The following is a 23,440-nucleotide window of genomic DNA, read 5'->3' on the forward strand; positions in this document are numbered from 1 at the left end:
CTCCTAACTGCTTACATTTGATTTTTTATTCGGTAAACATAAGCTAAAATTTCTGCAACTGCTTTGAAAAATTCTTCAGGTACTGCATCGCCTATTTCAGCCGAATCATATAGGGAACGTGCTAAAGGACGATTTTCCACCATAACCACATCGTTTTCATTGGCGATATATTTAATCTTCTGTGCTAGATAATCAACGCCTTTTGCCACTACATAAGGCGCATCCATTTTATTCTCATCGTATTTAAGAGCAATGGCAAAGTGAGTGGGGTTTGTAATCACGACATCCGCTTCCGGAACTTCCTGCATCATGCGTCTCATGGCCATTTCACGCTGTCTCTGCTTGATTTTGGATTTAATCAGTGGATCACCCTCGATGTTTTTATGTTCATCTTTAAGATCCTGCTTTGACATTCGAATGTTTTTTTCAAAATCATATTTCTGATAAAGAAAATCGAATAGAGATAAGAATAGTAGCGCAAGTGAAGCGGCGATTCCCATTTGTACAGTTAAGCTCGCCATCGTTGCTAATGAATCCCCCACTGATTTAAACGATAAGCTCAACACTTGTTCAATATTCATCCAGAGAATGACAAAGGTGATTGCCCCAACAAAGGAAATTTTCAATATGGATTTTAATAGTTCAACGATAGCTCTTAAAGAAAAGATACGCTTGAACCCTTTAATCGGATCAATTTTTTCAAGCTTCGGCTCCAGCGGTTTAGTTGTAAACATGACTCCTACTTGAATATAATTCGAAAACAATCCTGCAAGTAAGGCCACTATCATAATCGGTCCGAGGAGCAATGCAAGCTCTTTCATAATATCCATGGTTATGACTTGAACTGTATTCTCTGTCAGCTCCATCAGCATGTATTCCTGAAAGGTTTGATTAAAGAGATCGAAAACAATATTCCCAATGTATGAAGCACTGAACGTAAGGAACAAAAAAACGGCTAGAAGGATGATTGCTGTATTCACATCCTGGCTTTTTGCTGTTTGTCCTTTTTTCCGCGCGTCATCCCTTTTTTTCGGAGTTGCTTTCTCCGTCTTTTCCCCACTGAAAAACTGTAGGTCTAATGATAGCCACTGCAAATTATGTGCCTCCAATAATTTTCATTAAATCTCTCATGGTTACGAACATCATTTCAAATAACTGCTGCATGACAGCAAACATCACTCCCATTACAATGAACAACACGATAAATGCAACGGCAATCTTGATAGGAAACCCTACGACGAAGACGTTTAACTGAGGTACAGTACGAGCCACAATCCCCAAGGCCACATCTACAAGGAACAACGTTGCGACAACAGGAACCGACATTTGAAAAGCAATGACGAACATTGAGTTAAAAGAAGTCATAACATAGTCAATTAATCTCTCATCTCCAAAAGGAATCCATGGACTATCAATCGGGATCAGCTGATAACTATAAAAAATCCCATCCAGGAGCAGATGATGACCATCAAGAGCAAGCAATAGAAGAAGCGCAAATGTATATAGATATTGACCCATCAAGGGACTTTGTGCTCCTGTTTGGGGATCGATCACATTGGCTATGGCAAACCCCATTTGAAAATCTATAAACCCCCCGGCTATCTGAATGGCCGTCACGATCATATATGCAACAAAGCCGATGAGAAGACCGATCATGGCTTCCTTCATGATCAACAAAAAATAGTGGCCGTTGATTTCAAATGCCGTAGATTCAATCGTATAGTACATGACCCAGGAGAGTACCACCGAGAAAGCGATCCGATGTTGTGCAGGTATGTTACGGTATGAAAAAAGGGGCATCGTAACAAAAAAAGCCGAAACCCTTACAAACACTAGTAAGTATACCGATAGAATGGGTACAAGCTCTTCCATTCCCTTACCCTACGAACCTTGTTAAATCTGAGAAGATTTGTGAGGTATACGTCACAAGCTTCGTTAACATCCAAGGTCCAAAGAAAACAATCCCGATCAAGACCGCCACGATTTTAGGAATAAACGCAAGAGTTTGTTCCTGTATTTGTGTTGTTGCTTGAAAAATACTGACGATCAATCCTACTACAAGGGCTAACAGCAGTAATGGACCGGAAACGATGAGGGTTACATATATTCCACGCTCCGCTATCGCGATAACAGATTCAGCATTCATTGAAACTCACCTACTTAAAAACTTTGTAAAAGAGATTTTATTACTAAATACCAGCCATCCACTAACACAAACAGTAAAATCTTGAAGGGCAATGAAATCATAACAGGAGGGAGCATCATCATCCCCATGGACATCAAGACACTCGCTACCACCATGTCGATGACTAAGAAAGGAATAAAGATCATAAATCCTATTTGAAAAGCCGTCTTAATTTCACTTAACGCAAATGCCGGCACTAAGGATGTAAGAGGAATGTCTTCCACAGATTCGGGTCGATCAGCCCCGGAATATTGTAAAAACAACTCTAAATCCTTTTGTCTTGTGTGCTTACTCATAAATTCTTTAAACGGGATCGAAGCCTTGTCGTAAGCTTCTTCAAGATTAATCTCTTCGTTAAAAAGAGGAGTCAATGCTTCATCGTTTACCTCTTGAAAAGTTGGAGCCATGATAAAAAACGTAAGAAATAAAGAAATTCCAATCAATACCTGATTCGGTGGCATTTGCTGTGTGGCAAGAGAAGTCCTGACAAAGGATAGGACGATCATGATCCGGGTAAAAGATGTCATTAAAATCAGTATACTTGGTGCCAGGGAAAGGACGGTAAATAGTAATAGCAGCTTGACACTTGTCGATACATTATCTGCAGAACTACTATTAAAAAACTCCATGAATTCATTCATCAGAATGATTCTCCTTATTCTTAAAATCCTTAAACATCTTCTCTCTTCCCTTTTTCATTTCCTCCAGCTGTGATTTCAACTGTGATTGAAATGAGCTTGTGTCAGATGATTGAGAAGGACTTTTTACCTTTGTTAACCAACTGGAAACGGCTGTTTTGGCATCAGGGAATTGAGCGTCCTGATAAAAGGATAGTATCTCTTCTTTCTCTTTTTCATCCTGAATCTCTTTCAATAATTGAATATCTTCCGCTACACCGAGTACTAGTACTTGTTTGCCTACCTTAACAATTTGGACAGAACGATTTCCCCCGAGAGGCGTTCCACCTAAATGATTAATTAATTTCGTTTGTTGAAAGGATCTTCCTTTTTGATTGATAAATTTCAATAAAAAATAGATGAGCGCAACTACAAAGATGAGAGCAACGATCATTTTAAGATAATCCAAAAAAGTAACCGAGGTAGCAGCGCCAGAGGTGTCAGCCTCATTATTTTGCTGTTCATTGCATTTCTCTGGATGTTCTATGCAGTCCTTGACATTATTCACTTCTGCAAATGCTGTTAAATTCACAGCATTTGCAGTAATGATAATAACAATGAGACTCACTAGAATTTGAATCTTCTTCAATACATGCACCTTCTTACTAATCTGTTAGCTTAGAGCTTTTTGAATGGCTTCGATTACACGATCGGCCTGGAAAGGTTTAACGATAAAATCCTTTGCACCCGCTTGTATGGCATCAATCACCATTGCTTGTTGCCCCATTGCAGAGCACATAATAATTTTCGCACTGGCGTCGACTGCTTTGATTTCCTTTAAAGCTGCAATACCATCTTTTTCAGGCATCGTAATATCCATAGTGACAAGGTCAGGTTTCAGTTCCTTGTATTTATCTACAGCTTGACTTCCATCGGCTGCCTCTCCTACTACATCAAACCCGTTTTTTGTTAAAATATCTTTAATCATCATTCTCATAAAAGCCGCATCATCTACAATTAGAATTTTATTAGCCATTATCGTCATCCTCCATCATCGTCTAGGTTATTTAAGTTTTTTAATACGATCACTTTGACTTACAATGTCCGTAATTCTGACACCAAAGTTCTCATCTATCACTACTACTTCTCCTTTAGCCATCAATTGACTGTTTACAAGGATATCAACCGGTTCTCCCGCTAATTTATCAAGCTCTATTATGGAACCGGACGATAACTCAAGTATGTCCCTGACAGATCGGTTCGTCCTTCCGAGCTCTACCGTGACCTGCAACGGAATGTCCAGTAGCATATTCAAGTTTTTTGTTTCCTGTTGTCCCAATGTTGTCTGCTCAAAATTACTAAACGTAGCCGGTTGTACATTTACGGTTTCTCCATGCACCCCTTGTCCCCCCAGGTGCTGAGGAGATGCTTGCTGGTGGGAGTTACGGACTGGTTCCTCATACATACCGCTATAATCAGGCTCTGGTTGAGGAGCAGGGGGTTCCACGCTCGGTGTAACCGCTGCGGCAACTTCTTCAGAAGCTCCACCATTCATTAATTCATCCACAAGACTCTTGGCAAAACTTAAGGGCAAGAGCTGCATGATGCTCGAATCAATGAGATCTCCGATTTTCAATGAGAATGATACTTTTACTAATAGATCTTGATCAGGAAGGTTTTCTCCTCCCTCTCCTTGAGGTATGTACATTAAATCGATGGATGGTGGTGAAATATCCACTTTCTTACTAAAAACCGTAGACATGGATGTTGCAGCAGAACCCATCATTTGATTCATTGCCTCTTGAACGGCACTAAGCTGAATTTCCCCCAAATCACCGGATGGGTTCCTTCCGTCTCCTCCAAGCATCAAGTCAGCGATGATGGATGCATCTGATTGTTTGATCACCAGCAGGTTCACTCCTGAAAATCCTTCAGTATATTGAACTTGAATGGCGACATACGGATGTGGAAATTCCTCTTCTAAATAATTTTTATCAATGATCGTTACTTTAGGGGTCGTAATCTCAACCTTCTGATTGAGCAAAGTGGATAAAGCCGTTGCAGAACTCCCGAAGGAGATGTTCCCGATTTCACCTAAAGCATCCTCTTCCATAGAACTAATGTAATCATTACTATTTATCTCTTTGCGCTCTTCTGTTTCCTCTTCAGGCTCTGCAGACCCACGGAGCAACGCATCAATTTCATCTTGTGATAACATATCATCACTCATCATCGTCGTCTCCCCCCTTCAACGAATCTAAAATTTGTACAGCCAGTTTCTTATTTGACTTCCCTGGCTGAGCTGTAAATTTAGGAATCTCACCCACTCTGATCGTTAATGGATCATCGATCCGGGTGTTCATTTCGATTACATCACCAATATCCAGCATTAGGAACTCTTCAATTGAAATATCAGAACGTCCTAATTCAGCTATAATTGGCACTTGCGCTTTCTTGATTCTTCTTTCAAGATGTGCCGTTTCTTCCGGCTTACTCTCTTTTCGTTTACTTTCCATCCAATAGCTTCCTGACAATTTCGGTAGAATCGGCTCCAGTACGACGTGTGGAATGCAGATGTTAATCATTCCACTTGTTTCACCAATCGTTGTGTTTAACGAAATAACCACAACCGTTTCATTTGGTGACACCATCTGAAGAAATTGCGGGTTCACTTCGAACTCCGCAAAGAGCGGATCTACATCAGCCACAGTGCTCCAGGCTTCCCTTAGATTCTCAAACGCCTTTTCGAAGAGCTGACTCATGATCCTCGTTTCAATTTCGGTTAAATTCTCTACTTTGTTAACACTGACTCCCCTTCCACCCATCACCCGATCCATCATCGAATAAGCAATATTCGGATTGATTTCCATAAGGATCCTTCCATCCAATGGAGGTAATTCATATACGTTCAAGATGGTCATTTTCGGGACGGAACGGATAAATTCTTCGTATGGAATTTGGTCGGCAGAAGCAACATTTATTTGAACATAAGTTCTTAATTGAGCAGAGAAATATGTAGTCAAGATACGGGCGAAGTTTTCATGTATTCTCGTTAAACTTCGGATTTGATCTTTAGAAAACCGTAAAGCTCTCTTGAAATCATACACTTTCACTTTTTTCTCTTCTTCTTCTTTTTTGAAATCATCTGCGCTCATCTCTCCTGTATTGAGAGCTGACAAGAGAGCATCGATTTCACTCTGAGATAATATTTCACTCGCCACCACTTCACCTCCAAACACTCGTAATAGCTTTCTTATTGAATCATCATAGAGGTGATATAGACTTTTTCTACCATTCCTTCTTGCATAAGGGAGTTTATCTTGTCTTTAACCTTCGTTTCAATCATTTCTTTCCCTTTTTTCCCTTGCAGTTCTTCTGCTTTCAATTCTGAAAGCTCTTCTATGATGATGTTATTCACTTGAAAATCTCTCTTTTCCAACTCACTTTTTGCTTTTTTACTATCCGTTTGAATCTTAAAGGAAATACGAATGAAATCATTACTCATTAAATTGGTTGTCGTTTCAGGTATGTCCACCGAATTTTCGATCACTTCTTCAATGGAAGGCTCTTTCGTTTCTTCATCTCCTGAAAACTTCAGAATGACAACTAACGCAATCACTCCGACAAGGGTAATCGTAACCAACAAGATCATCATGATTGTCAGGGCTTTACTCTTCAACTGATACTCCCTCCCTCATGGGGCAGGCTGAGTAAATTTGCTTTTTGAAAGAAAGAAAGTGTAAGGGAGTCAACCTCGTCCACTGTTTCCTTCACAACATATCGTCTGCCATTTGTTAATAGAATCGTAGTGTCCGGAAACGCTTCTACTGTTTCTATGTATAAAGCATTCAACGTAAACGACTTTCCATTCAGTCTGGTTAACGTAATCATAAATTTCAGGACCGACATCCATCCCCCGATTCAACCTAATGTAAAACCTTTAAGATGTCAGTCCCTTCCTCCCTTTTTAACGAATTAACGTTTCAAGTTTACAAGCTCTTGTAAGATTTCATCCGACGTTGTGATGATACGTGTATTTGCCTGGAAACCACGCTGAGCCGTGATCATTTCAGTGAATTCTTCGGATAGGTCTACGTTGGACATTTCAAGGGCACCGGACTGAAGTGCACCTCTTCCCTCTCCAGCTAATCCCTGATTCGGAAGACCTGAGTTATTTGAAGCCTGGAACAGATTATTGCCGGCTTTCGTCAAACCACCCGGATTTGAAAAAGTCGCCAATGCCAATTGACTTAATACTCTCACTTCCCCATTGGAAAACACTCCGTTCACTTCACCGGAAGAACCTATGTTGAAGCTTTCAAGGTACCCTTCTGAGTTACCGTCAACAGTATCTACATTAGCGGAGGATGAGCTATCGAACTGAGTGATTTTGGAGAAATCCAGATCGATCGTTTGGGTAGGATTTGCTCCAGTTTCATTATTTAATGTTATAGGGAAAGGCACTTGAGAAGTTAATTTACCTTCTTCGTCAAAATTTAAAACGGAATCTTGACCATTACTGACTGTAACGTCATCAGTCAGACTGGATATTGTAACGTCCCATTCGTTTTGACCAGATTTCTCCATTACCAACTTAATGCTAATATCTTTACCCAGTGAGTCCTTCACTCTCGTTTCAAGCTCAACGACAGTACCATCGACGGCACTGGACTTTAAGTTCCCATTATATGTCGCATTGCCAGTAGCCTGTGGTGCCATTGTGGTATTGGTATCAATTTTGATATCAGTCGCACCACTCTGATTGACTACACCGTCACCGTTGACCGGATACCCCTGTACAAGATTTCCCTGACCTGTTACAAGGTTTCCGTTTGAATCTAAATAAAAGTTTCCGGCACGGGTGAACATTTCGTTATTTCCTTGTCTTACAACAAAAAATCCGTCACCCGAGATGGCTACATCCAGTGATCTGCCTGTTGTCTGCAGACTTCCTTGAGTTTGAATCGTATCAATGGACGATAGAGATGCTCCAAGTCCTACTTGCTTTGCATTTTGACCACCGCGGTTTTCAGTTGCTCTACTTGCACCAGAAACCGTTTGATTCATTAAATCCTGGAATGTGACACGCCCTTTTTTATAGCCGTACGTATTTACATTTGCAATATTATTTCCGATTACATCCAGTTTTGTTTGAAAGTTTTTCATTCCACTGATACCCGAATACATTGAACGTAGCATGAATTTTTCCCCTTTCGTATTAGCTGCTTCAATCAGTCCACAGCTACAGGCCTCCATAAAAGGTCCAGCCTATGAGTCTATTAATATCGTCCCATTGATGTTGGTGAAAATCTGTGAATGGGCTTCGTCACGGTCTAAAGCTGTAATCACCGTTTTGTTTTTTGCACTTACGATTAACGCAGCGTCGTTCAGAATCACCAGCGAATCCCCGACACCCTTCGTTTTTGCTTCATTTATTTTCTCCCCTATCTTCTCCCATGTTTGTGGAGAAATAGAAATCCCCCGTTGTTCCATCCTTACCTTTGCATGTTTGCTAATCTGTATATGAGGTACATGTTGAATTGCCTTATCTAATTGGTCAGCAAATGACGATGCACTTGAAGGTTTACTAATTGCTTTCGTCTTATTAATTGGTACAAGAGGTTGTGGTGAACGATGAAAGAATGTCTTTTCCATACAATCCACCCCCTAAGATTCAATTTTGATTAATTTATCACTGGCGATTTTGTCACCTGCTTCTGTATGAAACCAAATGAGTGAATCTTTCTTTGAAACGGATTGAACGATTCCTCTCATCTCTCCATCTTCACTGTTCCATGTTACACTCTTTCCTATTAATAATGATGCATTGACGAGAGAAGCCTCCGGGGTATCCGTCGTATTCACTTGTGAAATATTACCGGGAGTCAGGATTGTTCCGTCCTCCATGATGAATTCAACAGAGTCACCTTTAAAGCGGACTCCTTTTACGAATCCCTGACCTTCTTGTATTTCGGGTGCATCGCCCGCTTCTGATTCCATGATTTTATGCCACGTCACTTGTTTACCAACAAACTGATTGTAAGAGATCAATTGTGATTGACTTTGGTTATCCACAAATTTCTCCATTGTTTTCGTCAGATTCGTCATCTGCTCTAATGATGAAAAGGTTGCCATTTGTGCGATGAAGTCTTTGTCCTGCATAGGATTTAACGGGTCTTGATTCTGTAATTGTGTCATCAGGATTTTCAGGAAGTCATCCTTTCCCATAATATCCTTTCCACCTTCACGCTGTTTTGTTTGGACGGTGGAATATAGTAAGCTCGGATCGATTTTCGTCATATTATCACCTATATTTCGGTATTTACGAGATAATCCTTAAAGGATTGAGTTCTTTCTTCTTCCTGGCTTCCTCCATGTGGCTGATCCTGCTTTTGCTGTTGTGAGGACTGTTGTTGTGACTGCCCTTTGGATTGCCGCTCTGCATCTGTTAATGCTTGTGAAATTTCAATCTTCTCTACTTGGAGGTTCTGTGATGTAAACGCATGCTTTAATCCTTGAATTTGAGAATCAAGCAGTTCTTTCGCAGTTGCCGTTGAAGCTAATATTTTCGCGGTCATCACTCCGTTTTGTTGTAAAAGTTCGATTCTTAATGAGCCCAGTTGCTCTGGATACAGCTTGATTAACAGCTTACTCACGTTCGGCTGTGACAGCATTTGAGATCTACTTAGGGCATTCTGAAATTCTTTTACAAATTGTTCATATTGAAGAGATCGATTTCCTGATGAGAGAGTAATAGAAACGGATTCTGTTTTCGGAAGAACAAAGTGTATGTGGTTTGCCTGAATCGGTTGAATGTTTTTCTTCTCCACTGTGCCCCCTTCTGTTGGAGACTGCTTTTCCTGAGTTTGTACAGGTGCCTGGCGTTGAAATGCATCATTTAATACCCGGGACCAATCCTTACCCTGAATAAACTCCCTGGCCAGGGATGCATCTACTCCCGCTTGAACCATCTTCATCATGTCTTTTAGCTCGGACGCTTTTGATGCTTCCACCACAAGTAAGTCACGGTTAGCTGCCAAAAGTTCAATGACCTTTACAAGTCGGGTTACATCTTCTATTGGTCCTTTTCCACTTAAGCCCCCCACCTCATTTTTTAATGCGGATTGCAGCAGCTGCATCGTTCCCAGCAGGATTTCATGAAGATCCTCCAGAATTTCCCCTGATGAGGGCGAGGATTGCTCAGTGCCAATAAGAGCAGATTGAAGATCAGAAAAAAGTGCATTGACCGTTTCTTTATCCACACCGACTATTTCAGCGATTTGTTCATAGTCAAGTTCCTTTAATCGGGATAAGTCTTCTAATTGACCGCTTGATAGTCCAACTTCATCAAGCTCTGTTGCGCGTAAGATGCCTGTCAGGCTAACAAGTAGAGATAGTGACTCAGACTGTTTTACTTCTTCCCTTTCAACAACTTGATTCGATACAAATCCTAAAAGTTTCGAAAACCCATCCATTTCTTTCTTGGAAAGCGTTGATTCCTTTCTCATCCCTATGGGAGAGTTGGGAGATTGGGTACCTATTCCGATTTCCACTTTTTCACCTCCTCTCAAAACCTAGCCTATCATTCCACCGTAGAGAGCATCTCCGTGTATATTGCAGCATCTTCCGGAGGCATTTTTTCTAAAATATCTGCTAAAGTATCAGGTTTGATATTTGATAGAATCTTCATTGCCTCATCGTCATCCATGTTCATCAGAACAGGGGCAGCACTCTTTGCTGACATAGATTCAAATGTATTGACTACCTCTTTAAAGGCCCGTTTGTTTTCTTCACCAATCTGCCGTAACTCTTCAAGCTCTTCTTTTTGCTGTTGAATGGTTGCTTGCAGTTGTTCATTATCACTATCTTTTTTATCTACTTCATTTTGAAGCTGGGCAATTTTCGCCTCTTGATCTTCGATTGAAGCTTGAAGTGAGACCATTCGCTCATGTAATTCGTCTGTTTCCCGGGCTTCATTTGAAGGAAGGATTTTAGCCAGAAAAGGAATATCCGAGCTTAATGACTGTGCTTTTTCAAATACATTGATTCCTGCAGCTGTCATGATTACGAGAGCGAAGGTTATAGTAAACAAGAGAGGAATGAAGATGATAAACACAATTTTTTGCAAACGACCGGAATGCTCTTTGCTTTCCTCTTCGATCACCTTTGCCATGAAATCACCTGACTCCCCTTTTCATATATTGAACGACTGATACTTCATCTAATTGTTTGTTTTCCAATTGTTGATTCGTTTGTAAAAAGCGATGGAGATCGTTCTCTTTCATCTTTTCGTATTTCTTTACTTCTACGTTCATATCTACAAGTTTTTCTTCACACCAGTTCATCCGGTTCCTTGCTTGTATCACCAGGTCCTGGTAATAAGAAATGGTTCTTTCCAGATTGGTGATGAACTGTTGATGATGACGAATATGTTGTACAGATAAACCATTTTGCAACTTGGTTTCTTGATGCAGCTCGAGAGTTTCTTTCTTTTTCAGAAACTCATAAAGCTTTTCGGCTACTTTTTCAAACTTTTCAATGGAACCCCTGTACATTTCCTGCACTTCATCTTTTTCTTTTTCCTTTAATGTTAAAATACGCTGAAACCTGTATTGATAACTCACTCGATTCATCCACCTTTTTCCGATAGCTTTATAAGTTCATCAACACTTGCAGGGAGAGAAACCTGTTCGTATACACCCTGTTTCAAGAAGGATATGATACCTGGATAGTATTGGATGGCTTCATCAACTTCACGGGATGTACCCTTTTTATAAGCACCAATTTGGATAAGATCCTCAGAGTTTATATAAGTACTTAATAACTCTCTTATTCTCGTAGCGGCATGTAAATGGTCCAGGGATGCCAGATGATTCATTAACCTGCTCACACTTTTTAAAATGTTGATAGCCGGATATTGTCCTCTATTTGCAATTTGACGGTCAAGTACAATATGACCATCCAGTATCCCCCTGACCGTGTCAGAAATAGGCTCATTTAAATCATCACCATCTACCAACACGGTGTAAAATGCTGTAATGCTCCCGAGTACATTTGTTCCTGTTCTTTCTAATAGTTTTGGTAAAATAGCAAATACAGATGGCGTGTATCCTTTAGTGGTCGGTGGTTCACCGACCGCCAATCCGATTTCCCTCTGAGCCATCGCTACCCGTGTCGCGGAATCCATCATGAGCATGACGTTCATTCCTTTATCTCGAAAATATTCCGCAATGGCAGTAGCTGTAAAGGCTCCTTTAATCCTCATTAGTGCAGGTTGATCTGAAGTGGCTGCCACTACAATGGTTCGCTTTAATCCTTCTTCTCCTAAATCTCTTTCAATAAATTCCCTTACTTCCCTGCCCCTCTCACCAATTAACGCAATGACATTTAAATCCGCTTTCGTGTTTCGGGCAATCATTCCAAGCAGTGTGCTTTTTCCAACACCACTTCCAGCGAAGATACCGACCCTTTGTCCTTTGCCTACAGTCAGCATGCTGTCGATCGCTTTTACACCAACCTCCATTTTTTCGTTGATGGGCGGCCTTGATAAAGGATTGGGAGGATCTTGTTCTGTATATGTCGTGCTTAATCCATTCGGTAAGTGACTTCCATCGAGTGGATGTCCCAGGGAATCAATCACCTTCCCTATTAAGGATGGTCCAATTTTGATTTCTAATGACTTTGACGTGCCTTCTACTAAACTGCCGGGAGAAATATCCTGCATATTGGTATAAGGCATGAGGATCACTAAATCATCATTAAACCCTACCACTTCTGCCAGAATCACTTTTTGTTTGCCCCGGGAGAAAATATGAATATGACAGACTTCACCTACTGAACTTTCAGGTCCTTGAGATTCAATCATTAATCCGACAACCCTCTTTACCTTTCCAAACTTTTTGAAAGTTGGAATTTGGGGGATATGGTGAATTAGATCTGCTGCTTTCATTCTACGTCACCTTCCAGAAAATGAAGAAGCTTCTGCTTTAACTCTCTCAATTGGGAGTCCACGCTCACAATGACACGTCCCTGATTGGTTTCTATATAACATTCCTCAGGTTGAAGATCATCATTTGCATAAATAAAGCACTGAACATCAGTGGGGAACATGACTTCAAGCTCCTTTTTGTTTTCAACTAAAAGCTTATGCTTGGAGGGATTAACATGAATTTGAATATGAGGCAGATCCCTTACCTCCTTTAATCCCCGTTCCACGATCGAAAAGAAATGATCGGGTTCTTCCTGGAGTTTTCGATTCATGATCTTCTCAGCACATGTAATACCTAAACTGACTATGACTTTCTCTGCATTTTGTATATAGTCTTGATACTGTTGTTTATTTCTCTCGGTCATTTCATTGGCTTCCGTCAATCGTTGTTGATATTCTTGATAACCTTTGTTTCTACCCTCTTCTTCACCTTGAACAAATCCGGCATTATAGGCTTCCTGCATGAGTCGCTCGCGCTCTATAAGCCACTTTTCTTTCTCAAGGTCAATTTGACTTTGAGCATGGAAAGTCATCTCTTTCGCTTCTTCGATTATTCGAGCAGCTTTATCATTCGCTTCATCTATAATGTGATTTACCTCTGCCGCTCTGTTCATTTCTAAGTCGTTGTATTCATGTTGCTTGAATTCTTCCTGTGTTTTCACTCTTTTTAGGGATATCAGTCTCTTATTTTCATCAACGCTTCGAGCAATGGAGGATTTAATGATTCTAGACAATAATATCGTCTCCTCCACCACGGGCTATGATGATTTCACCGGAATCCTCTAACCTTCTTATCACAGCTACAATCCGTGACTGAGCTTCTTCCACATCCCGTAATCGAACCGGCCCCATGAATTCCATTTCTTCTTTAAGGGTTTCCACCATGCGATTAGACATGTTTCTAAACACCACTTCTTTCACCTCATCACTTGAAACTTTGAGGGACAGGAGCAGATCTTCGTTATCACAATCGCGAATGACGCGTTGGATGGAACGTCCATCAAGGGTGACAATGTCTTCAAACACAAACATTCTCTTCTTGATTTCCTCAGCTAATTCAGGGTCTTGTATTTCTAATGCATCCAGAATGGTCTTCTCTGTAGAACGATCTACCCCGTTCAGCACTTCCACTACCGCTTCAACTCCACCTGTCTGCGTATAATCCTGGGTCACAGTAGCCGAGAGCTTTCTTTCAAGGATAGCTTCCACTTCACTTATCACTTCCGGCGAAGTTCCATCCATGATCGCTATTCTCCTGGCAATATCTGCTTGAACTTCTTGAGGAAGTTCAGAAAGTATTTGGCCTGCTTGCTGTGGTTCCAGATAAGATAGAATTAATGCAATGGTTTGAGGGTGTTCGTTTTGAATAAAGTTGAGAATTTGAGCAGCATCGGCTCTCCGTGCAAAGTCAAAAGGCTTTACTTGTAAAGATGTTGTCAGTCGGTTAATGATTGCCAATGCTTGTTCTGATCCGAGTGCTTTTTCTAACACTGTTTTGGCATAACCAATCCCGCCCTGGGAGATATAATCTTGAGCAATGGCGATATGGTGAAATTCTTCTAAGATATCCTCTTTCGCTTCAGTCTCCACCTTTTTGACTCCGGATATCTCTAACGTTAACTTCTCGATTTCTTCTTCTGACAAATGCTTGTATACTGATGCGGATACATCAGGACCGAGAGAGATCAGGAGGATGGCTGCTTTCTGTTTTCCCGTTAAACCTTTTTCTCTTCTAACCACATTCATCCCTCCTAATCCTCTGATAACCAGGTCCGTAATAATTTTGCAAATTCTTCAGGCTTTTCTTTGGCCATTTTTTCAAGTTGTTTCCGGCGAATCGTTCCTTCTGTTTCTTCTTTAGGCTCAATTTCCGGTATGTGTACTGGCTCCCTTGTTTCTTCGTAGGCCATTTCTTCCATTTTTTCATTCTTTCTAGAGCGAATCAGGAAAAACACCAGCAGTAGAATGACAATTAGAAGTATTCCACCGACCACATAGGTCCACCAAGGGAGAACAGATTTCTCTTCAGATGCCATATCGACTTTCCCATTGAATGGTTGGACCGAGACGATCACTTTGTCTTCTATTGCTTCGTCTGTCAATTCAGGGTTGGCTTCCTTATCTATGGAAGTTCGTACAATGGTCGATAATACTTGACGGATATCATCCACCCTGTCTTGGGGCAGGGAATTAATCTCTTCAGGATTTGGCGGTTCCACCATAACCTGTATCCCAAGGTCCCTTATTTTATAAGGACTCTCAACTACTTCTTTACGGATACGATTGACTTCATTGTTAATCGTTTCCTCCATTCTTTCATAATCACCGTTTGATTCTGAACCGGAACCATAAGTATCCCCTGTATTCGTTGGCTCACCAGAATCACCTGCTCCAGGTGTCCCACCCGGATTTGCCCCTTCTCCAGAAAAGGTTTCAGTTATACGCTGTGCGCTTACGGCTATTCCTTCCATATTTTCTTCATCCACTGGTGTAACCAGGTTTTCTTCACGGTTTTCCTGGGTAAAGTCTATATCAGTTGTAACCGATACAACTACTTTGTTAAATCCAATCAATGTCCCTAACATATTCTGAACTTGACGTTGTATATCACGTTCGATTTCTTTTTTGACATCCATTTGTTGAACAAAGTTGCCTCCGCCCATGGAATTATTTTGAGATTCCAAGTCAAAATACTCAAAAAATTGATTCATGATGACGATATTCTCTGTAGGGAGATCAGGAACACTTTTGGATACCAGATGGTAAAGTGATTTAATCTGCTTTTGATCAAATGTGAAACCAGGATTTGTATTTAATACAATCGAAGCTGATGCTTGTTGGATGTCATCATTTAAGAATACCTGCTTTTCTGGAAGATTGATCATTACTTTAGCGTCCTGTACTCCTTCGATTCCTTTCATGAGTTGAGCAAGTTCTGTTTGCATCGCATCCAGCTTCAACACATTAAATTCATTATCAGTCATACCAAACCCGGCATTTTGACTAAAAAAGGAGTAATCAATACTTCCCGAGTTAGGAATTCCTTCTGCAGCCAATTCAACCTTCAATGTATCTACTTGTTCTTTAGGAACCATGATGGTTGATCCACCATCGGATATCTCCGATGGGATTCCTCTACCATCTAGATTTTCTTTTATCGTTCCGGTTTCTGAAGGAGATAAATTACTGTATAAGGGAACAAGAGTGGTTCTAGTTGCAAAGAAGCTCACAGCACTAATCAGAATGACTGTAATCAGAAAGGTTGCTCCCATACCTATTTTCTGTTTTTTTGTTCTGCTTGCCCAATAAGACTTTATCTGTTCTGTATATTTCTTAAACGATTCATTCATTACAATCCTCCGGTACATGACTGAATGAGTCTACTACATTGGCATTCTCATTATTTCTTGGTAAGCTTCTACTACTTTGTTACGCACTTCCATGGTCGTTTGTAATGTGATACTTGCCTTTTGTGAGGCAATCATCACTTGATGAAGATCAACATTTTCTCCCCGTACAAGCTTCCCGGTCATTTGATCCGATTGAACTTGCATAGAATTCACTTCGGCGATGGACTGTTTAAGTAACTGACTGAAATTCTCCGTCGCTTCTGAAGGCGATACATTTTTTTTTGCAATTGACGGACTAATAACCCCAGGATTAATCGAACCTATATTATGTATTGCCATAGAACTATAACCTCTTTCTATTTACCGATTTCCAATGATTTCATTAACATCGCTTTATTCGCATTAAATACGGTTACGTTTGCTTCATATGAGCGAGTGGCCGATATGAGGTCAACCATTTCTCTTAATGGATCAACATTGGGAAGCTGTACATACCCCTCGCCATTAGCATCTGGATGTTCTGGATCGTACACCATTTTAAATGGTGTTTCGTCGTCTTCTTCGATTCTGGAAACCTTTACTCCGCTTCCAACATTTTGATTGTCCCTTGTGTTCATGGCTTTATTTAAAAATGATGAAAATTGATTGTCCTTTGGTGCCATCACAACGGATTTTCTTTTATATGGCTGCCATTCTCCTCCAACCATTTCTCCTCTTGTGGTGTCTGCATTGGCCATGTTTGATGAAATGACATCCATTCTTAATCGTTGGGAAGTAAGGGCAGATGCTGTTGTATTCATACTTGTAAATATCGCCATGATTATTTACCACCCCTTACAACCGTTTTAAGACTATTAAACTTACCATTTATTCGATCTGTTAATGCATTAAAATAGATTTGATTCGAAGCCATTTCTGACATTTCCTGATCTAAATCCACACCATTTCCATTGTGATTATATTGAAAAGCTGTTTTTGTTTTAACTGCTGGATGTTGACTACTTGAGTGAAAGGTGAAATGTCGTTGATCGGTTTTTTTTGCATCAAGTTGTTGAACTGACTGGTCTAACATTGCCTTAAATTCTACTTCTTTTGCTTTATAATTTGGAGTGTCGACATTGGCGATATTTTGAGAAATCACTTTTTGATTTAACGAGGCGTAATTCAGTCCTCTTTCCAGAGTTGTGAAAGTGTTGGAAAATAATTTCACTTTAGGCACCTCTATCCGTTTTTTTGACAAGATACTACTATTTTTTACAAATTTAGCATGCAACAGTATTTATTGTAATGTTTAGCAAGATTAGTGTCTATGAATATTCCGTAAATTTTCAAGAATGAGGGCGAAATTCAAAGAATTTGTGACTTTTAATCTATAATTAACCCTTAAATTCCCAAGGATATTTTACCAATTTATTGTGAATTTTCTTAGCATTGTTACATATATGTTACACATACATATAATTGTCCGGTTCGCTTTCATATGAATGAAATCTAAGGTTAATGCGTTCAAGATGGTTTATTCACCTTATAACACTCTTTTACATACGAAAATATCACCTTCCAAGAGGTGAATATCATCCAATTACTCACTCTGTCATCAGAATTTATCAAACTGTCGAAATTAGTCGTAACATTGTTGTAACTTTATTGTACTATTCGTGCCATATATGACAATACTTTACGAAAGATTACCAATAGTTCATTCGACTTATTTTCCCTAAACAATCAGACATTTCCGCCCATTTGTACTACTAAAGCGGAGGGGCTTTGAAAAGAGGCGACAAGCATAAGCCAACATCACCGGAGAGACGCTCTTTGCCTTTTTGGTGATCTTGACTTATGACCTCGAGCCTCTACTCTAAGCCCCGGAGCTGGATGACACAAAAGCGGAGGATGCCTTCACAAGCAAGTTGTATGGTAACCAAATAAAAAAGCTGTTCCCCATATAACAGGGAACAGCTTTTCATTGGATTAGTTAGTGCGAAGCTTATCTAACTCAACTAAGAATTTATTGTTTAATACTTTAATGTAAGTACCTTTCATTCCCAGGGAACGAGACTCAATTACTCCCGCACTTTCTAATTTGCGAAGGGCATTGACGATTACTGAACGGGTAATTCCCACTCTATCGGCAATTTTAGAAGCAACCAAAAGACCTTCATTACCATTTAACTCTTCAAAGATATGCTCAATCGCTTCAAGCTCACTGTAAGATAAAGAACTGATCGCCATTTGCACGACAGCCTTGCTTCTGGCCTCAACTTCAATTTCTTCTGCTTTTTCACGAAGAATTTCCATTCCTACTACAGTTGCACCGTATTCACCCATGATCAGATCATCATCTTCGAAGCTTGCTTCAAGACGGGCAAGAATTAATGTACCCAGTCTTTCACCTCCACCAATAATAGGAACGATTGTCGTTAGACCATTTTTGAAGAATTCTCTATTTTCAACAGGGAAAGCAGTATATTCACTGTTAACATCCAGGTTTGGAGAAGTTTCTTGTACATTAAACAGGTTCTGAGTATACTCCTCAGGGAATTGACGATCAGCAAGCATTTGTTTCATTCGCTCATTTTCAATTTGCTGATTAATGGCGTAGCCAAGTAATTTCCCTCGGCGACTTACAACGAATACATTTGCTTCAATAACCTTGCTAAGTGTTTCTGACATTTCTTTAAAGTTAACTGGTTTACCCGCTGCTTTTTGCAGCATAGCATTAATGGTTCTTGTTTTACCTAATAAATTCATTACATTTCCTCCTACTACAACTTAAGTGTATCTATTATTAAATTTTGTATTCTAATTGATTCATCTATCTTTACCCAATAGAACGAAGGTGAAAACTTATAGAATAAACTGACTCAGATCCTTATTCTTAGCTATGGCCCCTAATTTATCATCCACGTACTTAGGTGTGATATTAACTGTTTTCAATGTAATATCCGGAGCTTCAAAGGAAAGGTCCTCGAGAAGTTTTTCCATAATGGTATGAAGTCTTCTCGCTCCTATATTATCCGTGTTCTGGTTTACATCATAAGCAATTTCAGCAAGTCTACGAATAGCATCGTCAGAAAATTCAATTTGTATACCTTCTGTTTCCATTAAAGCAATATATTGTTTGATGATTGCGTTATCAGGTTCAACGAGTATACGCACAAAGTCTTCTGTAGATAGCTTCTGAAGTTCCACTCTGATTGGAAAACGTCCTTGTAATTCCGGAATAAGATCGGAAGGTTTACTCATGTGAAAGGCACCTGCGGCAATGAAAAGGACGTGATCTGTTTTCACTGAACCATGCTTTGTGACAATCGTAGATCCTTCTACAATAGGAAGGATATCTCGCTGAACCCCTTCTCTCGAAACATCCGCTGAAGATTGGCCAGAGCTCTTGCTTGCTATTTTATCAATCTCATCGATAAAGATGATTCCTGATTGTTCTGCACGCACGATTGCCTCCTGGGTTACTTCATCCATATCAATAAGCTTTTGAGCTTCCTCATTTGTAAGAACGACTCTTGCTTCTTTCACCTTTAATTTACGTTTTTTCTTTTTCTTTGGCATAAAGTTGCTCATAGCATCCTGCATATTCATGCCCATTTGTTCCATACCGGAGCCTTGAAGCATATCGAACATGGAGGGCTGCTGTTCTTCTACTTCAATCGTGATGAACTCCTCTTCGAGTTCACCATTTTGAAGCCTTGTTTCCACTCTGCGCCTTTGCTCTTGAAGGGAAATCTCTTCTTGCTTTTCTTCCTCTTCCTCCGAGGTGCCCTGAGTCTGATTACCACCAAAGATCATTTCAAATGGGTTTTTGTAAGAAGTGGACTTTTTCTTAGATGGTACAACAAGTTCCACTAAGCGGCGGTTAGCATTTTCAGCTGCTCTTTCACGCACCCCTACCATTTTCTCCTCTTTCACCAGGCGGACAGAGGTTTCAACTAAATCCCTCACCATTGATTCCACATCGCGTCCAACGTAGCCGACTTCAGTAAACTTAGTTGCCTCTACTTTTACAAAAGGAGCTCTGACAAGCTTAGCAATCCTTCTGGCAATCTCTGTTTTCCCGACCCCGGTTGGTCCCATCATTAAAATGTTCTTTGGAATCACTTCATCCTTTAATACATCAGAAAGAAGGCTACGGCGATATCGATTTCGCAATGCAACAGCGACCGCTCTCTTTGCATCTTTCTGTCCTACAATATATTGATCGAGACGTTCAACAATTTGCCTTGGAGTTAAGTGATCAGTACTCTTCATCAAATGGCACACTCCTTACTTTCCCTATAGTGTAAAAGAATATAAAAATTTCAACCTGATGATTAATGTTTACAGCTCTTCAACAATAATTTGGTTATTTGTATATACACATATATCAGCAGCAATTTGTAAGGAAGACTGAGCGATTTCCCTTGCAGATAAATGGTCACCTGCGTATTGTTTTAACGCTCTCCCCGCAGATAATGCATAATTACCACCTGATCCAATGGCTAAAATTCCATCGTCCGGTTCAATCACTTCACCAGTCCCGGAGATTAGCAGCAAGTGATTTTCATCCATTACAATCAACATCGCCTCAAGCTTTCTTAATACCTTGTCGCTTCTCCACTCTTTCGCTAATTCAACAGCTGCTCTCGGGAGATTCCCATTAAATTCCTGAAGTTTCCCTTCGAATTTTTCTGATAATGTGAATGCGTCGGCAACAGACCCGGCAAAACCGGCTAATACTTTACCATTAAATAGCTTCCGTACTTTTTTTGCTGTATGCTTCATCACAACTGTATTACCAAATGTCACCTGTCCGTCCCCGGACATCGCACATTTGCCTTTATGCTGTACGGCAAAAATAGTGGTTGCGTGGAATTGTTCCATATCCTGACCTCCAACTCTTCTAAGCACGTGGATGATGTGCCAAATATGTTTTTCTCAACTGATCCTTCGATACATGAGTATATACTTGAGTTGATGATAACTGTGAGTGTCCAAGTAGTTCCTGAACCGTCCTTAAATCGGCACCATTATTAAGTAAATGCGTGGCGAATGTATGTCTTAACATATGGGGATGGATTTTTCCGGTCAAGGAGGCATTCTCGATAATCTTATTTAAGATAAGACGTATCCCTCTTTGGGTTAATGCTCCGCCACGATGATTGACCAACAATTGGGTATGAGTTTGATTCTTCATCAACTTAGGCCGGGACTCTGTTATGTATCGTTCTATAGCATCGTGGGCAAAGCTTCCAAATGGTACATATCTCTCTTTGTTACCCTTACCTTTAACAAGGATTGTGGAAAGCCCTAAATCTACGTCCTTCAGTTGTATGCCTGTGCATTCACTTACGCGAATACCGGTCGCATAAAGAAGTTCAAAGATGGCCCGGTTGCGTATGTCTAATGGCTTGTCTCCTCCGCATGCTTCTAACAATGCTTGTATTTCTTCCTCATAAAAAAATTTAGGCAATCGCTGTTCTTTTTTAGGAAGATTCACAAAGGAAAAGGGATTATCGGTGAGCTGCTTTTCCCGATTTAAGTAACGATAAAAACTTCTTAAACTGGATACCTTCCTTGAAATGGAAGATCTCAATAAACCATGTTCATGCAGCTTAGTTAAAAAAAGTCTCGCATCAGAATACTCGACATCTTTTAATGAACTTAAACCTTGTTCTTTCATAAATACGTAGAACTCTTCAATATCATGACGATATTGTTCAAAAGTGTGAGCAGAATAGTGCTTTTCTATTTGTATATATTCAGTAAAGGATTTTAATTGTTCATATAATTGATTTTTCATTTTTAACACCTCACAAGGGCTACTAAATAGTAACACAACCCAGCTGCCCTTGCAATGAATTTTACACTTTTTTCACAAAGTTCTGAATTGTTTCTAAGGCCCGATTGGCATGTTGCTCATTACGCTCTTTTTTACCTTTGACCTTTTTGGGCAAATCAGGAAGTAGACCGAAATTAGCATTCATCGGTTGGAAGTTGATCTTGTTGGCCGTCGTAATATATCTTGCCATACTTCCAATCACTGTTTCATGAGGGAATACCACGGGTGATTCACCTATAGCCAATTTCGCTGCATTGATTCCTGCGATCAGCCCGCTGGCAGCAGATTCCACATAACCTTCCACTCCGGTCATTTGCCCGGCAAAAAACAGGTTCTCATTTTCTTTAAGTTGATAGGTATCCATAAGAACATTGGGAGAGTTGATGAAGGTATTTCTGTGCATCACCCCAAAACGGACAATCTCCGCATTCTCAAGTCCAGGAATTAATTGAAGCACTTCTTTTTGTGGTCCCCACTTTAAATGTGTTTGGAAGCCCACAATATTATAGAGTGTTCCTGCTGCATCATCTTGTCTTAATTGGACAACAGCATATGGTCGTTTACCTGTTTTAGGGTCTTCTAATCCCACCGGTTTTAAAGGACCAAATAACATGGTTTTCTTCCCTCTGGATGCCATCACTTCTATCGGCATACAGCCTTCAAAGAATATTTCTTTTTCAAATTCTTTTAAAGGCACCGTTTCAGCTGAAATAAGGGCTTCGTAGAAACGATTGAACTCACTTTCTGTCATCGGGCAATTTAAGTATGCCGCTTCCCCTTTGTCATACCTTGATTTCAAATATACTTTGTCCATATCAATGGAATCTTTCTCAATGATCGGGGCGGCTGCGTCGTAGAAATATAGATGTTCTTCTCCCGTTACTTTTCTGATTTTCTCTGAAAGACTCTCACTTGTAAGTGGTCCTGTTGCTATAATGGAGATCCCTTCGGGTAAATCCCTAACCTCTTCATTATATACCGTGACATTCGGGTGATTCTTCACTTTGTCTGTGACATGGGCTGCAAATTCGTGACGGTCCACGGCCAATGCTCCTCCTGCAGGAACGGAACAGTCATCGGCTGCTGACAGGATGACGGAATCCAAATGTCGCATTTCCTCTTTTAATACACCAACAGCATTGGTTAATGTATTCGCTCTAAGCGAATTACTGCAAACAAGCTCTGCAAATTTATCTGTATGATGGGCAGGCGTTTGACGTACCGGCCTCATTTCAAAAAGGTTAACCTTCATTCCCCTCTTCGCAATCTGCCAAGCGGCTTCACTTCCCGCTAACCCAGCTCCAATAACATTTACTGGCATCTATATAAACCTCCTGTAAATCGATCCTTCATCTTAACCAAATTGTATTGTACACCAATGCACAAAGCTAAAAAAGACAAAAGCATATTGAGAATTTGTCCTACTGACTAAATGCAAACAGAAAAAGGCTGACCCAACAGATAATAGAG

Annotated in this window: 28 protein-coding genes; all 28 read right to left on the reverse strand. The window is 40.2% G+C overall.

Annotation, left to right across the window (positions count from 1 at the left end):
* Positions 1–11: 11 nt before the first annotated feature.
* The 28 genes from flhB to trmFO all read right to left on the reverse strand — a co-directional run bounded on the left by flhB (position 12) and on the right by trmFO (position 23,291).
* Positions 12–1,094 (reverse strand): flagellar biosynthesis protein FlhB, encoded by a 1,083-nt coding sequence (gene flhB, locus ACQKFO_RS06590; RefSeq protein WP_427597525.1) that lies wholly within the window; start codon positions 1,092–1,094, stop codon positions 12–14.
* A 1-nt stretch (position 1,095) separates the two neighbouring features.
* Positions 1,096–1,872: a flagellar biosynthetic protein FliR gene (fliR, locus tag ACQKFO_RS06595; protein ID WP_427597526.1), complete on the reverse strand. Its 777-nt coding sequence runs from the start codon at positions 1,870–1,872 to the stop codon at positions 1,096–1,098.
* 4 nt (positions 1,873–1,876) lie between these two features.
* Positions 1,877–2,146, reverse strand: a complete 270-nt coding sequence (gene fliQ, locus ACQKFO_RS06600) for a flagellar biosynthesis protein FliQ (protein WP_044337389.1) — start codon at positions 2,144–2,146, stop codon at positions 1,877–1,879.
* Positions 2,147–2,160: 14 nt separating this feature from the next.
* Complete coding sequence (gene fliP, locus ACQKFO_RS06605; RefSeq protein WP_427597527.1) at positions 2,161–2,826, reverse strand: flagellar type III secretion system pore protein FliP; 666 nt, start codon at positions 2,824–2,826, stop codon at positions 2,161–2,163.
* Positions 2,819–3,451, reverse strand: a complete 633-nt coding sequence (locus ACQKFO_RS06610; RefSeq protein ID WP_427597528.1) for a flagellar biosynthetic protein FliO — start codon at positions 3,449–3,451, stop codon at positions 2,819–2,821. The genes fliP and ACQKFO_RS06610 overlap by 8 nt, the downstream gene beginning before the upstream one ends.
* Positions 3,452–3,475: 24 nt before the next feature.
* On the reverse strand, positions 3,476–3,838 hold the full coding sequence (locus ACQKFO_RS06615) for a response regulator (protein WP_427597529.1): 363 nt from the start codon (positions 3,836–3,838) through the stop codon (positions 3,476–3,478).
* Positions 3,839–3,865: 27 nt separating this feature from the next.
* The gene (gene fliY, locus ACQKFO_RS06620; RefSeq protein WP_427597530.1) at positions 3,866–5,035 is read right to left on the reverse strand and encodes a flagellar motor switch phosphatase FliY; all 1,170 of its coding nucleotides are present in this window, start codon (positions 5,033–5,035) and stop codon (positions 3,866–3,868) included.
* Positions 5,025–6,023 carry a flagellar motor switch protein FliM gene (gene fliM, locus ACQKFO_RS06625; protein WP_427597531.1) on the reverse strand — a complete coding sequence of 333 codons (999 nt, stop codon included), beginning with the start codon at positions 6,021–6,023 and terminating at the stop codon, positions 5,025–5,027. The genes fliY and fliM overlap by 11 nt, the downstream gene beginning before the upstream one ends.
* Positions 6,024–6,055: 32 nt before the next feature.
* Positions 6,056–6,481 (reverse strand): flagellar basal body-associated protein FliL, encoded by a 426-nt coding sequence (gene fliL, locus ACQKFO_RS06630; RefSeq protein ID WP_427597532.1) that lies wholly within the window; start codon positions 6,479–6,481, stop codon positions 6,056–6,058.
* Positions 6,478–6,693, reverse strand: coding sequence for a flagellar FlbD family protein (locus ACQKFO_RS06635; protein ID WP_427597808.1), 216 nt, complete (start codon positions 6,691–6,693; stop codon positions 6,478–6,480). Before ACQKFO_RS06635 ends, fliL begins: the two co-directional genes overlap by 4 nt.
* 84 nt (positions 6,694–6,777) lie before the next feature.
* On the reverse strand, positions 6,778–8,001 hold the full coding sequence (locus ACQKFO_RS06640) for a flagellar hook protein FlgE (RefSeq protein ID WP_427597533.1): 1,224 nt from the start codon (positions 7,999–8,001) through the stop codon (positions 6,778–6,780).
* 69 nt (positions 8,002–8,070) lie between these two features.
* Positions 8,071–8,457, reverse strand: a complete 387-nt coding sequence (locus ACQKFO_RS06645; protein WP_427597534.1) for a TIGR02530 family flagellar biosynthesis protein — start codon at positions 8,455–8,457, stop codon at positions 8,071–8,073.
* A gap of 12 nt (positions 8,458–8,469) precedes the next feature.
* The gene (flgD, locus tag ACQKFO_RS06650) at positions 8,470–9,102 is read right to left on the reverse strand and encodes a flagellar hook assembly protein FlgD (RefSeq protein ID WP_427597535.1); all 633 of its coding nucleotides are present in this window, start codon (positions 9,100–9,102) and stop codon (positions 8,470–8,472) included.
* An 8-nt stretch (positions 9,103–9,110) separates the two neighbouring features.
* The gene (locus ACQKFO_RS06655; protein WP_427597536.1) at positions 9,111–10,355 is read right to left on the reverse strand and encodes a flagellar hook-length control protein FliK; all 1,245 of its coding nucleotides are present in this window, start codon (positions 10,353–10,355) and stop codon (positions 9,111–9,113) included.
* A gap of 29 nt (positions 10,356–10,384) precedes the next feature.
* Entirely contained in the window at positions 10,385–10,975 is a 591-nt protein-coding gene (locus tag ACQKFO_RS06660; RefSeq protein ID WP_427597537.1) for a MotE family protein, read from the reverse strand.
* Positions 10,976–10,979: 4 nt separating this feature from the next.
* Entirely contained in the window at positions 10,980–11,426 is a 447-nt protein-coding gene (gene fliJ / locus ACQKFO_RS06665) for a flagellar export protein FliJ (protein WP_427597538.1), read from the reverse strand.
* A gap of 5 nt (positions 11,427–11,431) precedes the next feature.
* Positions 11,432–12,751, reverse strand: coding sequence for a flagellar protein export ATPase FliI (fliI, locus tag ACQKFO_RS06670; protein ID WP_427597540.1), 1,320 nt, complete (start codon positions 12,749–12,751; stop codon positions 11,432–11,434).
* Complete coding sequence (gene fliH / locus ACQKFO_RS06675) at positions 12,748–13,524, reverse strand: flagellar assembly protein FliH (RefSeq protein WP_427597542.1); 777 nt, start codon at positions 13,522–13,524, stop codon at positions 12,748–12,750. The genes fliI and fliH overlap by 4 nt, the downstream gene beginning before the upstream one ends.
* A complete protein-coding gene (fliG, locus tag ACQKFO_RS06680; protein WP_427597543.1) occupies positions 13,517–14,530 on the reverse strand; it encodes a flagellar motor switch protein FliG in 1,014 nt (337 codons plus the stop codon). Before fliG ends, fliH begins: the two co-directional genes overlap by 8 nt.
* Positions 14,531–14,541: 11 nt before the next feature.
* Complete coding sequence (gene fliF / locus ACQKFO_RS06685; protein ID WP_427597544.1) at positions 14,542–16,140, reverse strand: flagellar basal-body MS-ring/collar protein FliF; 1,599 nt, start codon at positions 16,138–16,140, stop codon at positions 14,542–14,544.
* 33 nt (positions 16,141–16,173) lie between these two features.
* Positions 16,174–16,479: a flagellar hook-basal body complex protein FliE gene (gene fliE / locus ACQKFO_RS06690; protein WP_427597546.1), complete on the reverse strand. Its 306-nt coding sequence runs from the start codon at positions 16,477–16,479 to the stop codon at positions 16,174–16,176.
* Positions 16,480–16,496: 17 nt separating this feature from the next.
* Positions 16,497–16,958 (reverse strand): flagellar basal body rod protein FlgC, encoded by a 462-nt coding sequence (gene flgC / locus ACQKFO_RS06695; RefSeq protein WP_427597547.1) that lies wholly within the window; start codon positions 16,956–16,958, stop codon positions 16,497–16,499.
* 2 nt (positions 16,959–16,960) lie between these two features.
* A complete protein-coding gene (flgB, locus tag ACQKFO_RS06700) occupies positions 16,961–17,350 on the reverse strand; it encodes a flagellar basal body rod protein FlgB (RefSeq protein WP_427597548.1) in 390 nt (129 codons plus the stop codon).
* 761 nt (positions 17,351–18,111) lie between these two features.
* A complete protein-coding gene (gene codY, locus ACQKFO_RS06705; RefSeq protein ID WP_148968731.1) occupies positions 18,112–18,891 on the reverse strand; it encodes a GTP-sensing pleiotropic transcriptional regulator CodY in 780 nt (259 codons plus the stop codon).
* 96 nt (positions 18,892–18,987) lie between these two features.
* Entirely contained in the window at positions 18,988–20,400 is a 1,413-nt protein-coding gene (gene hslU / locus ACQKFO_RS06710) for an HslU--HslV peptidase ATPase subunit (protein WP_427597809.1), read from the reverse strand.
* Positions 20,401–20,469: 69 nt separating this feature from the next.
* The gene (gene hslV, locus ACQKFO_RS06715; protein WP_324748084.1) at positions 20,470–21,012 is read right to left on the reverse strand and encodes an ATP-dependent protease subunit HslV; all 543 of its coding nucleotides are present in this window, start codon (positions 21,010–21,012) and stop codon (positions 20,470–20,472) included.
* A gap of 19 nt (positions 21,013–21,031) precedes the next feature.
* On the reverse strand, positions 21,032–21,931 hold the full coding sequence (gene xerC, locus ACQKFO_RS06720) for a tyrosine recombinase XerC (protein ID WP_427597549.1): 900 nt from the start codon (positions 21,929–21,931) through the stop codon (positions 21,032–21,034).
* A 61-nt stretch (positions 21,932–21,992) separates the two neighbouring features.
* Positions 21,993–23,291 (reverse strand): FADH(2)-oxidizing methylenetetrahydrofolate--tRNA-(uracil(54)-C(5))-methyltransferase TrmFO, encoded by a 1,299-nt coding sequence (trmFO, locus tag ACQKFO_RS06725; protein WP_427597551.1) that lies wholly within the window; start codon positions 23,289–23,291, stop codon positions 21,993–21,995.
* Positions 23,292–23,440: the final 149 nt, after the last annotated feature.

This window comes from Rossellomorea sp. NPDC071047 (genome assembly GCF_050270195.1).
Classification (GTDB): Bacteria; Bacillota; Bacilli; order Bacillales; family Bacillaceae_B; genus Rossellomorea.

What these genes read in the sequence shown, in the direction of transcription:
- fliR (WP_427597526.1), bottom strand. Translation starts at nt 1,872, where the DNA reads ATGGAAGAGCTTGTACCCATTCTATCGGTATACTTACTAGTGTTTGTA.
- fliQ (WP_044337389.1), bottom strand. Translation starts at nt 2,146, where the DNA reads ATGAATGCTGAATCTGTTATCGCGATAGCGGAGCGTGGAATATATGTA.
- fliP (WP_427597527.1), bottom strand. Translation starts at nt 2,826, where the DNA reads ATGAATGAATTCATGGAGTTTTTTAATAGTAGTTCTGCAGATAATGTA.
- ACQKFO_RS06615 (WP_427597529.1), bottom strand. Translation starts at nt 3,838, where the DNA reads ATGGCTAATAAAATTCTAATTGTAGATGATGCGGCTTTTATGAGAATG.
- fliY (WP_427597530.1), bottom strand. Translation starts at nt 5,035, where the DNA reads ATGATGAGTGATGATATGTTATCACAAGATGAAATTGATGCGTTGCTC.
- ACQKFO_RS06635 (WP_427597808.1), bottom strand. Translation starts at nt 6,693, where the DNA reads ATGATTACGTTAACCAGACTGAATGGAAAGTCGTTTACGTTGAATGCT.
- ACQKFO_RS06640 (WP_427597533.1), bottom strand. Translation starts at nt 8,001, where the DNA reads ATGCTACGTTCAATGTATTCGGGTATCAGTGGAATGAAAAACTTTCAA.
- ACQKFO_RS06645 (WP_427597534.1), bottom strand. Translation starts at nt 8,457, where the DNA reads ATGGAAAAGACATTCTTTCATCGTTCACCACAACCTCTTGTACCAATT.
- flgD (WP_427597535.1), bottom strand. Translation starts at nt 9,102, where the DNA reads ATGACGAAAATCGATCCGAGCTTACTATATTCCACCGTCCAAACAAAA.
- ACQKFO_RS06660 (WP_427597537.1), bottom strand. Translation starts at nt 10,975, where the DNA reads ATGGCAAAGGTGATCGAAGAGGAAAGCAAAGAGCATTCCGGTCGTTTG.
- fliI (WP_427597540.1), bottom strand. Translation starts at nt 12,751, where the DNA reads ATGAAAGCAGCAGATCTAATTCACCATATCCCCCAAATTCCAACTTTC.
- fliF (WP_427597544.1), bottom strand. Translation starts at nt 16,140, where the DNA reads ATGAATGAATCGTTTAAGAAATATACAGAACAGATAAAGTCTTATTGG.
- fliE (WP_427597546.1), bottom strand. Translation starts at nt 16,479, where the DNA reads ATGGCAATACATAATATAGGTTCGATTAATCCTGGGGTTATTAGTCCG.
- flgC (WP_427597547.1), bottom strand. Translation starts at nt 16,958, where the DNA reads ATGGCGATATTTACAAGTATGAATACAACAGCATCTGCCCTTACTTCC.
- codY (WP_148968731.1), bottom strand. Translation starts at nt 18,891, where the DNA reads ATGAATTTATTAGGTAAAACAAGAACCATTAATGCTATGCTGCAAAAA.
- hslU (WP_427597809.1), bottom strand. Translation starts at nt 20,400, where the DNA reads ATGAAGAGTACTGATCACTTAACTCCAAGGCAAATTGTTGAACGTCTC.
- hslV (WP_324748084.1), bottom strand. Translation starts at nt 21,012, where the DNA reads ATGGAACAATTCCACGCAACCACTATTTTTGCCGTACAGCATAAAGGC.
- xerC (WP_427597549.1), bottom strand. Translation starts at nt 21,931, where the DNA reads ATGAAAAATCAATTATATGAACAATTAAAATCCTTTACTGAATATATA.
- trmFO (WP_427597551.1), bottom strand. Translation starts at nt 23,291, where the DNA reads ATGCCAGTAAATGTTATTGGAGCTGGGTTAGCGGGAAGTGAAGCCGCT.